Source organism: Thermosynechococcus sp. HY596 (genome assembly GCF_030518715.1).
Lineage (GTDB): Bacteria > Cyanobacteriota > Cyanobacteriia > Thermosynechococcales > Thermosynechococcaceae > Thermosynechococcus.
Window position 1 is genome coordinate 2112232 of record NZ_CP130346.1, and the last position, 13903, is coordinate 2126134.

A 13903-nucleotide genomic window follows, 5' to 3' on the forward strand; every position below is an offset into this window, starting at 1 on the left:
TAATCTTTTCCCCCAATTGTGGATGATGTACACCAAAGTTGAGTCAAATTAAACCAGTCTCAGACAAGAAAGGCAATGCAATACAGGACACTTTATAGCTTAGGTCATCCTTAAGCCATTTCAGTTTTATCGGGCATCTATCGTACAATCTAGCTGCATATTGAGGAACAAGCAGATGATGGATACGGCGATCGCAACGATTCGTGCCCGCGAAATTCTCGACTCGCGGGGGCGCCCCACGGTAGAAGCAGAAGTTGAACTGGATTGTGGCATTGTTGGACTGGCGCAGGTTCCTAGTGGTGCCTCAACGGGGAGTTTTGAAGCCCATGAACTGCGGGACGGCGATCCCAAGCGCTACGGTGGCAAAGGTGTCCTCACAGCGGTGGAAAACATTGAAACCACCATTCTCAGTGCCCTTGTGGATCTCAACGCCCTTGATCAGACGGTGATTGACCAGTGCCTCTTGGAACTGGATGGCAGTGAGAACAAATCCAACCTCGGTGCCAATGCCATTCTTGCCGTTTCCCTTGCCACGGCTAAAGCAGCCGCAGAATATCTCGGTCAACCCCTCTACCGCTATTTGGGGGGGCCGCTGGCCAATGTCCTCCCCGTGCCGATGATGAATGTGATCAACGGGGGTGCCCATGCCGCCAACAACATTGACTTTCAGGAATTCATGATCATGCCCATTGGTGCCCCTAGTTTTCGGGAGGGGCTGCGCTGGGGGGCAGAGGTTTTTGCCGCTCTGAGTAAGGTGCTGGCGGATAAGGGTTTGCTGACCGGGGTGGGGGATGAAGGGGGCTTTGCGCCTAACCTCGACTCCAACCAAGCAGCCTTGGATATTTTACTTCAGGCGATTGAAACCGCAGGTTACACCCCCGGCACTGACGTTGCCCTTGCCCTCGATGTGGCGGCCAATGAATTTTATGAAGACGGCAAATATGTGTTTGATAATGCCAGCTGCACCGGCTCTGAGTTAATTCGCTACTATGAAGACCTAGTGAGCAACTATCCCATTGTCTCGATTGAGGACGGCTTGCAGGAGGAGGACTGGGATCACTGGGCACTCTTGACCGAAACCCTTGGCAGTCGTATTCAACTCGTGGGGGATGACTTGTTTGTCACCAATCCCAAGCGCTTGCAACGGGGGATTGACAATGGCGTGGCCAATGCCATCTTGATTAAGCTCAATCAGATTGGCTCGCTAACCGAAACCCTGCAAACCATTGATCTGGCAACCCGCAAGGGCTACCGCTCAGTGATTAGCCACCGCTCTGGCGAAACCGAAGATACCACGATTGCGGATTTGGCTGTAGCTACCCGTGCGGGTCAAATTAAAACCGGTTCCCTCTGCCGCAGTGAACGGGTTGCCAAGTACAATCGCCTGTTGCGCATTGAAGCAGAACTAGGGGATCAAGCAGTCTATGCGCCCACGGTGGGCTTGGGGCCGCGCTAGGTGATTCGTGCCCGCAAACGGTTTGGCCAGCATTGGCTGCGCAGCGAATCGGTTTTAGCTCAGATCATTGCAGCGGCTGAACTGCACGCGGGCGATCGCATCCTAGAAATTGGTCCCGGTCGGGGTGCCCTCACTCGCCCTCTTCTAGCCAGTGGTGCTGAGGTGGTGGCCGTTGAACTGGATCGGGATCTCTGTGGCCAATTGCAACGGCAGTTTGGCAGTGAGCGGTTCCAGTTGATTGCGGGGGATATTCTGCGGCTGGACTTAGCGCCCTTGGGGTGCAACAAAGTGGTGGCCAATATCCCCTACAACATCACAGGGCCGTTACTGGGGCATCTGCTTGGCAGTATTGCGCGACCGCGTCGCCCGCCCTTTGAGCGGTTGATTCTGCTAGTGCAAAAAGAAATTGGCGATCGCCTGATGGCAACGCCTAGTAGCAAGGCCTACGGTGCCCTCTCCGTACGGGTGCAATTTCTGGCCACCTGTGAGAAGGTATGTGCAGTGCCCCCCCGCGCCTTTCAGCCGCCGCCTAAGGTGGATTCTGTGGTGATCTGTCTGCGACCCCACGCGACACTGCCAAGGGTGCGATCGCCCCAATGGTTAGAAACGCTGCTGAAACAGGGGTTTGCCACTCGCCGTAAGATGCTGGCCAATGCCCTCAAGTCCCTTGTTGAACCCGATCAAGTGCGCCAAGCGCTGCTTCAGTTGGGGCGAGATGTCAATAGCCGCGCCGAAGCCCTCAGCCTCGAGGATTGGCTAGCCCTCAGTGAACTGCTACAGCAGTCCCACCAAGATCAACAAAATCCCCAACCCACCACAGGCGGCAGCACCAATGGTTGAATAGAGCACGGCATTGCTGGTGTCTTGACTCAGGCTGTCTTCTGATTTCAGGGAGACAAAGAACTTTTGTCCCTTGACGGTGGGACGTTCAATGCGTAGCGTGCCCGTTTGATCACTGGCGGTGCCCACGACCAACACCTGCCGATCCACTGGCGTGATCCATTCCTGATAGCGATAACCAATGGTATTGCCACTGCCAAAGGTGAGGCTGCCCACGTTTACCTGAAAGCTGCCAAAGCCAAGGCGGGCAGTGTTATTGGCGGGTCGAAATTCATCGATGACTTGGATCGTTTCCATGTCAGCCCCGCGGGGATCCACTTCAATCTCGCCGTAGCGATCGCGCACGCGGAAAGGAATGGTTTGGCTATTGCTGCTAATCGTGTCGGAGCGGCGTTCAGTGCGCCAGCGGGTGCGGCCTTCACTATCGGTTTCGCGCACCTGTTCTTCATACTCGCGGCTGACACACATGCGGTAATGGACGCAGGGCACCTGCTTTAACTCCGAGATCAGGGGCTGATCGACAACAATCTGACCAGAAACCTTCACATATTCCCGTAGGTTGCCACCGCCAATTTCCTGTGCCACCTGCTGTTGGAGCTGATGGAGATCCGCCGTGGTGGATGGCGTGGCTAGCTTAAGACTACGGAGCTTCAGGCGATAGTGGCGCTGTACAAAAAAGAGGGCAATCGCCGCAATTAGCAAAAGGCCACCAAAAATGCTCATCGGAGACTCCGCAACAGTAGCGCCGCCAATCCCTAGTTTAGCGATGGGTAGCCCACATGTTATGGGGCGATCGCCCGCCCTTCGGGGTCTTCAAGGACAAAGCCAGCATCGGCAATCATTTGCCAGTCTTGGTGGGGAGCTTGGCCGCGGGTCGTTAGATAATCCCCCACAAATATAGAGTTAGCGGCATAGAGGCCAAGGGGTTGCAGCGATCGCAGATGCACTTCGCGGCCACCAGCAATGCGGATCTCTTGGCGCGGCAAAAGCAGACGAAAGAGCACGAGAATGCGTAAACAGTGGCGCGGATTGAGGTTGTGCTGTTGGCCAAGGGGTGTCCCCGGAATGGGAATCAGAAAATTCACTGGTACACTGGTCACCTGACGCTGCCGCAGGGAAAGGGCAAGATCAATGACATCGTCATCGGATTCCCCCATACCCAAAATGCCGCCAGAGCAAGTTGTAATTCCAGCGGCTTGGATATTGGCCAAGGTCTGGTCGCGATCGCTAAAGGTGTGAGTGGTGCAAATTTCGCCGTGGAAGTTTTCCGAGGTATTTAGGTTGTGATTGACGCGATCGACGCCTGCTGCCGCTAGCCGGGCTGTTTGCTCAGCGGTGAGTAAGCCCAAGCAGGCACAGATTTTCAGGGGATAGCGCTCCTTAACTGCCCGAATAGCAGCAAGTACCTGCTCAAAGACCTTCTCATTGGGCGATCGCCCGGAAATGACCATGCAAAAGGTACCAGCCTTGAGTTGGGCAGCGCGATCGGCCGCAGCAAGAATTTTTTCCTGCGAGAGCAGGGGATACTTTTCAATCTCAGCCGTGGAGATTTTTGATTGTGAGCAGTAGTGGCAATCCTCTGGACAGAGACCACTTTGGGCATTGAGCAGATAGTGCAGCCGTACCCGATTCCCCCAGTAGTGGTAGCGCACCCGATAGGCCGCCGCCAGTTGATTCAGGAGTTCAGTATCCGCGGCTTGTAACACCGCCCGCGCTTGATCGCGGCTGAGGCATTCATCGGCAAGGGCTAAATCGGCAAGGTGCTGCCAATCGGTCGTCAATACTGTGTTCATGGTTTTTTCTTAGCTACGGAGGGTCACGGCGTATTTTTCCACAAGGCTGTCGCGAATGCGCTGATGTAGTTCATTCACCTCGGCCTCGGTGAGGGTGCGATCGCTGGCGCGGTAGGTGAGGCGAAAGGCCAAACTGCGCTGCCCTTCGGGGACACCAGTGCCACTGTACTCATCAAAGACTTCGACACTCTCAAGGAGGGAGTCGCGCCCGCCTGCAGCTTTCCAAATGGTGCGGCTGAGTTCTGCCACAGTGAGATCCGCCGGCGCAAAAAAGGCGAGGTCGCGATCGCTGGCGGGATAAGTTGAAAAGGGCTGAAAAATAATCTGGCGATAGCGTTCCTCAAGGCGGCTCAGGAGTACCTCCAGATCCAGTTCAAAGACATACACCGCCGCCGGCAGGTCGAGGGTCGCCGCATACTGCGGGTGTAACTGGCCAAAAATACCGAGCCGTTCTCCATTCAAACACAGGGCCGCCGTCCGCCCCGGGTGCAAGCGTTCTTCTTGGCGATCGCTCTGATATTCTACATGCAAACCAAACCGCTGAAAGACACTCTCGAGAATCCCCTTGGCTTCATACCATGTGAGGGGTTGGGCTTGCTGTGAGCGGCGTACCCATTTCCCCTGCCACGGATCGCCACCGATGATGCCCCCAAGGCGATCGCTTTCCCAAAGACCCTCTTCATCTTGACCAAAAACACGGCCAATTTCAAAACCATTGAGGGGCGGATTCCCCTGTTCTTGGTTGTAGCGGAAGGCCTGTACTAGACCCGTAATTAGATCCGTACGCAGCGACGAAAACTCCGCCACTAGCGGATTCACAACGGTGACTTGGTTGGGCTGACCACCTTTTACCCAAGAATAGTGCATCAATTCCGTCAGACCCGCCCCGCGAAAGGCCGCCCGTAGCTCCCGCAGTAGGGTGAGTTCCAGCGGTAGTGCTCCCAATTCCGATTGAGCGGGCAAGGTTTCCTCAAAGCGGTCGTAACCGTAGAGCCGCGCAATCTCCTCAATGAGATCCACCTCTCGCTCAATATCCCGGAAGCGGTAAGGGGGCACCGTCACCGACCACACCACTAACTCGTCCTCAAAGGTTTCTTGACGGCTGAGGTGAAAGCCAAGGCGGCTGAGTAGCTCTTCAACGGTCTCTGCGCCCAAATAGGCGAGTTCATCGCTCTCCGCTTCATCAGCAACCACGGCCCCCAAGAGCCGGTGCACTTGTTCCAGCCGCAGGGTGAGGGTACGTTCGAGGGGCGGACGCTGATCCGCTAGTGTAGTGTAGGTCACTGTCCCTTGAGCCACCTCAGTCAATAGGGCGATCGCTTCAGCGGTGGCCGCCTCTAGTTCTGCGGGGTTCACCCCCCGTTCATAGCGAGCCGAAGCTTCCGTGCGTAATCCTTGGGCGCGAGCCGATCGCCGAATCACCGGACTAGCAAAGAGTGCCGCCTCAAGGAAGACATTCTGCGTACCCTCGTAAACTTCAGTCTCTTCGCCCCCCATTACTCCGGCAAGGGCAACGGGCACATCCCCGGCGGTAATCAGGAGATTGTCGGCACTCAGCACCCGCTGCTCACCATCGAGGGTTTTCAGGGTTTCCCCGGCCTTGGCAAAACGCACGCCAACACTCACTGGGGTTTGGGCAGCAACCCCTTGCAACCGATCCCAATCAAAGGCATGGAGGGGCTGACCCCACTTCAGCAGGATGTAGTTGGTGATATCCACCACATTATTGATGGCACGCAAACCGGCAGCCTCTAACCGTTGCTGGAGCCAAGGGGGCGAAGGGGCAATCTGAACATTGGTGATCAGTGTGCCACAGTAGGCAGGACAGGCTTGGGGATCAGCGATTGCAAGCTGTACAGGAGCCTTAGCACGGGACTTTTTGGGGGCGATCGCCTTTGGGGCGGGTAGCGTCAGGGGAGCACCAGTAAGTGCGGCCACTTCACGGGCAATGCCCACCATACTCAGGGCATCGGCACGGTTGGCAGTTGAGGTCAGGTGCAAAATCACATCATCCAAGCCGAGGAGAGGACGTACATCTTCCCCGACGGTTACTGCATCAGCGAATGGGTGAATGCCCTCAGACTCTTTGGTTAGCCCCAACTCAGCAAGGGAGCAAATCATCCCCTCAGATTTCACGCCCCGCAGTTTTGCCGGTCGAATTTTCAGATCAATTTTGGCCAGATATGCCCCCGGTAGTGCCACAGGTACATACAAGCCTGCAGCGGCATTGGGTGCCCCACAGACAATCGTGCGGGGTTCCCCTTGACCCACATCCACTTGGCAAACCCGTAATTTTTGGGCATTGGGATGGGGTTCACAGGCCAAAATATGACCCACCACAACCCCTTGCGCCCATGTGCGCCGATCTTCAATTTCTTCGACTTCAAACCCCGCCATCGTCAGGCGATCGGCCAAAGTCGTCACATCGAGATCAACAGCCACCAATTCCTGTAGCCAGCGAAGGGAAACCCGCATGGAACCCTCAAAAAAACGTCATACTTTGCCATTTTTCAGCCTACTCTCCTGTGATGGCATTACACAAGTGTAAGTCGGTATGAAGCTAGGATTTCAAGAACGATCGCCGATGCCAAGGGGTCAGGCCATACTGCTCAAGGGCTTGACGGTGTTGGGGGGTGCCGTAGCCCACATTGCGTTCCCAGCCATACTGGGGATAACACCGAGCTAAGCGTGCCATGAAGCGATCGCGCCGTACCTTGGCAATAATTGAGGCACAGGCAATACTATAGCTGTGGCGATCGCCCCCGATAATGGCCGTTACCTTTTCAAAGGGTGCTGTTTTTGTTAATTTGCCGTCAATCAGGGCATGATCCCAAGGGGCAACCCGCGCTAGGGCACGCGCCATGGCTCGATAGGTGGCTTGCAGGATATTCACCTGATCAATTTCCGCCACACTGGCACTACCAATGCCAATGGCGATCGCGTGGTTATAAATCTGCCTAAAGAGGCGCGATCGCTGGCGGGCACTCAACTGTTTGGAGTCGCGCACCTCTGGAAGAGGCACACAGTCTACCGGTAAAATTACGGCTGCTGCCACCACTGGCCCTGCCAAACAACCCCGACCCACTTCATCCACACCGACAACGCGACAATAGCCCTGTTGCCAGTAGGCCTGCTCATAGATGAGGCTGGGCGGTTCCATGCTTAATGGCCAATCCCCACATAGCGAAAGCCCAGTGACTCTAGCCCCTTGCGATCCAAGAAGTTGCGGCCATCAATGATCACGGGTTGGTGCATCACCTTGGCCAGTTCCCCATAATCCACCTCTTGGAACTGTGGCCAGTCGGTCACCAGCACCAAAGCATCACAGCCATCGGCGAGGTGTAGCAAATCCGTTTCCACAATCACATGGGAGAGACCCGATCGCAGACCCGACTGGGACACGAGGGGGTCATAGGCCTTGACCTTGGCACCCAAGCGATACAGTTCCTCGATCAAATTCAGGGCAGGGGCATCCCGCAGATCATCGGTGTTGGGCTTAAACGTTAACCCCAAAAGGCCAATCGTTTTACCCTTGAGGATTTTCAGTACCTGTTGCAGTTTTTCAATGACAATAAAGCGTTGCCGCTGGTTGACTTGAACGGCTGCTTTGAGCAACTGGGCATCGTAGCCGTAGTCTTCCGCCGTGTGGATGAGCGCCGAAACATCCTTGGGAAAACAGGAACCCCCCCAGCCCAAGCCCGCTTGCAGAAATTTCTCGCCAATGCGGGAATCCAGGCCAATCCCCTTGGCCACTTGAACCACATCCGCCCCCACGCGATCGCAAATATTGGCAATTTCGTTGATAAAGCTGATTTTAGTGGCTAAAAAGGCATTGGCAGCGTACTTAATCATTTCCGCCGAACTGAGATCCGTCACCAACACCGGCACGGGGGGCAAGGTGGGATCAGCCGCATACTTACGTTCAATGATCGGCGCATAGAGTTCCTGCATGATTTGAATCGCTTTGCGGCTACTGCTGCCCAAGACAATGCGATCGGGATTAAACGTGTCATAGACCGCTGAGCCTTCCCGCAGAAATTCAGGGTTGCTGACCACATCAAAATCCAACGGCGGATGGGTCGCCCCGCCTTTAATGGCATCGGCTAAATCGGGGTCTCGCTCAACCACACCATCGAGAATAATCATCCGCACCCAGTCCCCTGAGCCAATCGGCACCGTGGATTTGTTGACAATGACTTTGTACCCCAGATGCAAATGGGCACCAATACCGCGGGCAACGGCTTCTACATAGCGGGTATCGGTTTCACCATTGGGTAAGGCGGGTGTACCAACGGCGATAAAGAGCACTTCACCAAACTCCACCCCAGCGCCAAGATCACTACTGAAGCGAATGTGGCCACTGGCAATGCAACCACGGAGTAACTCCGTTAGACCGGGTTCATAAATAGGGGATTCCCCCTGTTGCAGCAGCTTAACTTTATCAATGTTGTTGTCAATGCAAATCACCTCATGGCCAATATGTGCCAAGCACACTCCCGTCACCAAGCCCACATAGCCAGTGCCAATCACACATACCCGCATTCCCTGTGGCCTCCCTAAACTTCCACCATCATAGGCGTATAGGGCACGCCTAGTCGCTCGGCAAAGTCAGGAATTGTGCGCTGTAATCCCTCTAGGAGGGGGACGGTCGGTTGCCAGCCCAACACCGTGCGAGCAAGGGTAATGTCAGGACGACGGCGCTGGGGGTCATCACTGGGCAGGGGCTTAAACTGAATTTCCACCCCCGGATTAATCAGGGCTTGGATTTTTTGGGCTAGCTCCAGCACGGTGTATTCATCAGGGTTGCCCAGATTCACAGGGCCAATGTGATCGCTATTCATCAGCCGAATTAACCCTTCCACCAAATCGCTGACATAGCAAAAACTGCGGGTTTGCGAGCCGTCGCCATAAACGGTGAGGGGAATGCCCTGCAAGGCTTGAACAATAAAATTGCTGACTACGCGGCCATCGTTGACTTGCATTTTGGGGCCATAGGTATTAAAAATCCGTGCCACCCGCACATCCACATTATTTTGGCGGTGGTAGTCAAAGGTGAGGGTCTCTGCCACCCGCTTGCCTTCGTCGTAACAGGAGCGGATACCAATGGGGTTGACATTCCCCCAGTAGGACTCAGATTGGGGATGCACCAGCGGGTCACCATAGACTTCTGAGGTGGAAGCAAGGAGAAACCGTGCCTTTACACGTTTGGCCAACCCCAGCATGTGGAGGGTGCCCATGACATTGGTTTTAATCGTTTTGACGGGGTTGTACTGGTAGTGAACTGGCGAGGCGGGGCAGGCCAAGTGATAGATTTGATCCACCTCAAGGCGAATCGGATCGGTGACATCATGGCGGATCAGTTCAAAATTGGGGTGACCCATCCAGCGCAGAATGTTGCGCTTTGTACCAGTGAAGTAGTTATCTAAGCAAATGACCTCATGACCTGCTTCCATCAGCCGATCAACTAGATGGGAACCAATAAACCCAGCACCGCCAGTAACCAGAATACGCATTGTGTTGTCTAAATAGAGTTACGCTATTCCTTTGCCTCAGATTAGCACGAGTTCATAGGAAGCCAGTAATGTCTCATTCCAGTCCGCGATCGCTCCCCGTTAGCTGCCAAATTGAAGGGGGCGGCCACGCACGTCGGTATTCACCCGCCCTTGGCTAAAAACAATCTCACCATTGACAAAGGTGTAAACTGGCCACCCCGTCAATGACCAGCCCTCAAAGGGACTCCAGCCGCACTTGGTGAGCAGTTCCTCGCGGCGCACTGGGCGATAGGTCTGCAAATCCACGAGCACCAGATCCGCATCGTCACCGGGGGCAATTTTGCCTTTATTGGGAATGTCGTAGGCCGCAGCAACGGCAGTGGACATCCAACGCACCACTTGGGGCACCGTACAGCGACCGGCCATGGCTTGGGTCAACATCAGGGGCAAAGAGGTTTCCACCCCCGGCATACCCGAAGGGCTTTGGGGATAGGGCTGCGCCTTTTCCTCTAGGGTGTGGGGAGCATGATCCGTGGCAATAAAGTCAATCACCCCATCCAATAGTCCCTGCCAGAGTTTTCCATTATCTCCTGCGGTGCGCAAGGGCGGGTTCATTTGAGCAAGGGAGCCAATGTTGGCATAGGCCTCTGTGGTCAGCAATAGGTGCTGGGGGGTAACTTCCACCGTTATCCAAGGAAGCTTGTGCTTGCGCAGAAAGTCCACTTCAATTCCTGTGGACAGATGGAGAATGTGCAGGCGGCGTTCGTATTTACGGGAGAGCTTCACTGCTAACTGGGTGGCGTTGAGGGCAGCAATCTCGTCTTGAATTTGCGAGTGTACGGCCACATCGCTAATGCCAGCAAATTGTTCGCGACGGGCACGGATGCGCCCCTGATCTTCGGCATGGACAGCAATGAGGCGTTTACCCTCACTAAAGATGCGGTCTAAAATTGGCTCCTCATCCACCAAGAGGGGGCCGTGCATTGACCCCATGAAAATCTTGATGCCACAGACGGGCTGGACGGTGTTGAGGACGGCAAGGTTATCCTTAGTAGCGCCGATGAAAAAGCCATAATTAACAACACATTTGGCGGCAGCACGGGCGAGTTTATCGTCTAGGCTGGCCTGATCAATGGTCAGGGGACGGGTATTGGGCATTTCCAAAAAGCTGGTGACCCCCCCCTTGGCACAGGCACAACTGGCAGTAAATAGATCCTCTTTGTGCTCTAAGCCCGGTTCACGAAAATGGACTTGGGGGTCGATCACACCGGGCAGGAGCGTGAGACCGGTAGCATCAATAACCGTATCCTCTGGGTGGACGGTGACAGTTTCTGCGACTTCGGTGATGCGATCGCCCTCAAGGCGTACCTGTTGTTGTCGCAGTTCTCCCTCTGGGGTACAAATCACCGCATTTTGGATTGCGATCGCCACCCTGTTCTCCTGCAAAATTGGCTCTCTCCCTTGATCCTACTGGCATCTGAGACCCAAAGACACGAGGTGTAAACTATAAACATCTGTAATACCTGTGGTGATAAAAATTTGCCCCAGATCTATCTTCGGAACGGAAATAAAACCCTTATACTGTAGAGCGTGTCTGTAGGTGGGGCGCGATCGAATCGCTATGGAATCTGGTATTGACTTACAGGGGCAGTTTATTCGTGCATTGGAATCCCTTGGCCTCTCCCATGATCTGGCCAAGCTGCTATGGCTACCTCTGCCAATGTTAATGATGCTCATTGTGGCTACCGTGGGTGTGCTGGTGGCCGTTTGGCTAGAACGGAAAATTTCTGCCGCTGTGCAACAGCGTATTGGCCCGGAATACATTGGCCCATTGGGGATTTTGGCTCCCTTGGCCGACGGCCTGAAACTGATTTTTAAGGAAGATGTTCTCCCCGCGAATACTGATCGCTGGCTGTTTACCCTTGGGCCAGCGGTGGTCGTGATTCCTGTCTTTTTGTCCTATATTATTGTCCCCTTTGGCCAAAACCTACTGATCTCCAACTTGGCGATGGGGGTCTTTCTCTGGATTGCCCTCTCAAGTATTGCGCCCATTGGCCTACTGATGTCAGGCTATGCCTCCAACAACAAATACTCCCTACTGGGGGGACTGCGGGCAGCGGCACAATCCATTAGCTATGAAATTCCCCTTGCCTTGGCGGTGTTGGCGGTGGCCATGATGTCCAATGGTTTGGGTACGGTGGAAATTGTCGAGCAGCAGTCGGAGTATGGCATCCTGAGTTGGAATGTCTGGCGGCAGCCCATCGGCTTTTTGATCTTTTGGATTGCGGCTCTGGCAGAGTGTGAGCGCCTCCCCTTTGACTTGCCGGAAGCCGAGGAAGAACTCGTGGCTGGCTACCAAACAGAGTACGCTGGCATGAAGTTTGCCCTCTTTTACCTTGGTGCCTACGTTAACCTTGTGCTTTCGGCACTCTTGGTCAGTGTTCTTTACTTCGGGGGTTGGAGCTTCCCCATTCCCCTAGAAACCATTGCCAATCTTCTTGGGGTGAGTGAGAGCAATCCCTTTTTGCAGATTGCCTTTGCGGTGCTGGGCATCACGATGACCCTGATGAAGGCCTACTTCTTTGTCTTTTTGGCGATTCTGCTGCGCTGGACTGTGCCCCGTGTGCGCATTGACCAACTCCTAGACCTTGGTTGGAAATTCCTATTACCCGTGGGTCTAGTGAACTTGCTGCTGACCGCTGGCTTGAAGCTCGCCTTTCCCGTAGCCTTTGGCGGTTAAGAAACTCCCCATTTCCATGAGGTGACACCATGAAATTCCTCAATCAGATTACCAACTATGCCAAAGAGGCAGTGCAGTCCGCTAAGTACATTGGTCAAGGCCTCTCCGTGACCTTTGATCACATGCGGCGGCGGCCGGTGACGGTGCAATATCCCTACGAAAAACTCATTCCCTCGGAACGGTTTCGGGGACGGATTCACTTTGAGTTTGACAAGTGCATTGCCTGTGAAGTGTGCGTGCGCGTCTGCCCGATTAACCTGCCCGTGGTGGATTGGGTCTTCAACAAAGAGATCAAGAAGAAAGAACTGAGGCACTACAGCATTGACTTTGGTGTGTGCATCTTCTGTGCCAACTGTGTGGAATACTGCCCCACCAATTGCCTCTCGGTAACAGAGGAGTACGAACTGGCCACCTACGATCGCCATGAGCTGAACTACGACAGTGTGGCAATGGGACGCATTCCCTATAAAGTGACCCAAGATCCGATGGTGACCCCGATCCGCGAGTTTGCCTACCTGCCGGCGGGGGTAATGTCTGGTCATAATTTGCCTGCGGGTGCCCAACGGGCGGGAGAGCATCCGGAGGCGATCGCCAACACTGCTGAATCATCTGAGAACTAGGAGTTGTTGCTGTGGACTTAGCCACCCTGACCCAAACGATGACCTTCTTTGCCCTTGCCGCTGCAGTGATTGTTGCTGCCCTTGGCGTTGTGCTCCTGAACAACGTTGTCTATTCTGCCTTCTTGCTGGGGGGTGTGTTCCTGAGCATCTCTGGGCTATATATCCTCATGAATGCTGACTTTGTCTCAGCGGCACAAATTCTCATCTATGTCGGCGCGGTGAACGTTCTCATCCTCTTTGCCATCATGCTCGTCAATAAGCGCGAGGCCTATACCCCAGTGCCGGGGCGTTGGCTGCGTCAGGGGGGTGCCGCAGTAGTCTCCCTTGGCGTCTTTGCCCTGCTGACAAAAATGATTTTGCAAACCCCTTGGCAACTCAGTTCCCTGCCGCCTACGACTGACAGCATCACAACGATTGGCCAGCACTTTTTCAGCGATTTCCTCTTGCCCTTTGAGTTGGCCTCGGTCTTGCTGCTGATGGCCTTGATTGGGGCAGTGGTTCTCGCCCGCCGCGAACTGGTCTTGGAACCTGAACCCCTCTTAGGGGAAGAGGTGGTTCCCCCCTTGGAGTTGCCGGAACGTCCCCGTGAACCTGTAGCCTTGTCTGAAAAATAGGGAAAGACGATGCAGTTAACCTATGTTTTGATCTTGGCAGCACTGCTATTTTGTATTGGCATCTATGGCCTCGTCACCAGTCGCAATGCTGTGCGCGTGCTCATGTCCATTGAGTTGCTTCTGAATGCTGTCAACCTCAACCTGATTGGTTTTGCCAACTATCTGGATGGTCAGCAAATTAAGGGTCAAGTTTTTGCTGTGTTTGTGATTACGGTGGCAGCCGCCGAAGCCGCCGTAGGTCTAGCCATTATCTTGGCCATCTATCGCAACCGCCAGACCGTTGACATGGAGAAATTCAACCTCCTGAAGTGGTAGGCTAGAAGTTGGAACTTGGCTCCCTGAATGGTC

13 protein-coding genes are annotated in these 13903 nt (G+C 54.5%); 6 read left to right on the plus strand and 7 right to left on the minus strand.

Going from position 1 to position 13903, the window contains the following annotated elements; translation table 11 throughout:
• Positions 1-175 precede the first annotated feature (175 nt).
• Positions 176-1456, plus strand: a complete 1281-nt coding sequence (eno, locus tag QYC28_RS10405) for a phosphopyruvate hydratase (protein ID WP_149820580.1) — start codon at positions 176-178, stop codon at positions 1454-1456.
• A 3-nt stretch (positions 1457-1459) separates the two neighbouring features.
• Positions 1460-2296, plus strand: a complete 837-nt coding sequence (gene rsmA / locus QYC28_RS10410; RefSeq protein ID WP_190278343.1) for a 16S rRNA (adenine(1518)-N(6)/adenine(1519)-N(6))-dimethyltransferase RsmA — start codon at positions 1460-1462, stop codon at positions 2294-2296.
• Here the strand turns inward: rsmA and QYC28_RS10415 are convergent.
• From QYC28_RS10415 to QYC28_RS10445, 7 genes are all read right to left on the minus strand, one after another.
• Positions 2231-3019 carry an E3 ubiquitin ligase family protein gene (locus QYC28_RS10415; protein WP_149820584.1) on the minus strand — a complete coding sequence of 263 codons (789 nt, stop codon included), beginning with the start codon at positions 3017-3019 and terminating at the stop codon, positions 2231-2233. The two genes, rsmA and QYC28_RS10415, sit on opposite strands and share 66 nt — an antisense overlap.
• A gap of 59 nt (positions 3020-3078) precedes the next feature.
• Positions 3079-4089, minus strand: a complete 1011-nt coding sequence (gene bioB, locus QYC28_RS10420) for a biotin synthase BioB (protein WP_149820586.1) — start codon at positions 4087-4089, stop codon at positions 3079-3081.
• A 9-nt stretch (positions 4090-4098) separates the two neighbouring features.
• A complete protein-coding gene (gene pheT, locus QYC28_RS10425; RefSeq protein ID WP_149820588.1) occupies positions 4099-6564 on the minus strand; it encodes a phenylalanine--tRNA ligase subunit beta in 2466 nt (821 codons plus the stop codon).
• A gap of 85 nt (positions 6565-6649) precedes the next feature.
• Positions 6650-7249, minus strand: coding sequence for a ribonuclease HII (locus QYC28_RS10430; RefSeq protein WP_286625617.1), 600 nt, complete (start codon positions 7247-7249; stop codon positions 6650-6652).
• Between the two features lie 2 nt (positions 7250-7251).
• Entirely contained in the window at positions 7252-8631 is a 1380-nt protein-coding gene (locus QYC28_RS10435; protein ID WP_149820592.1) for a UDP-glucose/GDP-mannose dehydrogenase family protein, read from the minus strand.
• A 14-nt stretch (positions 8632-8645) separates the two neighbouring features.
• Positions 8646-9602: a UDP-glucuronic acid decarboxylase family protein gene (locus QYC28_RS10440; protein WP_149820594.1), complete on the minus strand. Its 957-nt coding sequence runs from the start codon at positions 9600-9602 to the stop codon at positions 8646-8648.
• Between the two features lie 99 nt (positions 9603-9701).
• Complete coding sequence (locus QYC28_RS10445; RefSeq protein ID WP_149820596.1) at positions 9702-11012, minus strand: dihydroorotase; 1311 nt, start codon at positions 11010-11012, stop codon at positions 9702-9704.
• Positions 11013-11202: 190 nt separating this feature from the next.
• Between QYC28_RS10445 and nuoH the strand changes: the two genes are divergently transcribed.
• From nuoH to nuoK, 4 genes are read left to right on the plus strand one after another with little or no spacing between them, the layout of a single operon-like run.
• On the plus strand, positions 11203-12321 hold the full coding sequence (gene nuoH, locus QYC28_RS10450) for an NADH-quinone oxidoreductase subunit NuoH (RefSeq protein WP_149820598.1): 1119 nt from the start codon (positions 11203-11205) through the stop codon (positions 12319-12321).
• A gap of 29 nt (positions 12322-12350) precedes the next feature.
• Positions 12351-12941 (plus strand): NAD(P)H-quinone oxidoreductase subunit I, encoded by a 591-nt coding sequence (gene ndhI, locus QYC28_RS10455; RefSeq protein ID WP_149820600.1) that lies wholly within the window; start codon positions 12351-12353, stop codon positions 12939-12941.
• A gap of 11 nt (positions 12942-12952) precedes the next feature.
• Complete coding sequence (locus QYC28_RS10460; protein ID WP_149820602.1) at positions 12953-13555, plus strand: NADH-quinone oxidoreductase subunit J; 603 nt, start codon at positions 12953-12955, stop codon at positions 13553-13555.
• 9 nt (positions 13556-13564) lie between these two features.
• A complete protein-coding gene (gene nuoK, locus QYC28_RS10465; protein WP_149820604.1) occupies positions 13565-13870 on the plus strand; it encodes an NADH-quinone oxidoreductase subunit NuoK in 306 nt (101 codons plus the stop codon).
• The last annotated feature ends 33 nt before the right edge of the window (positions 13871-13903 follow it).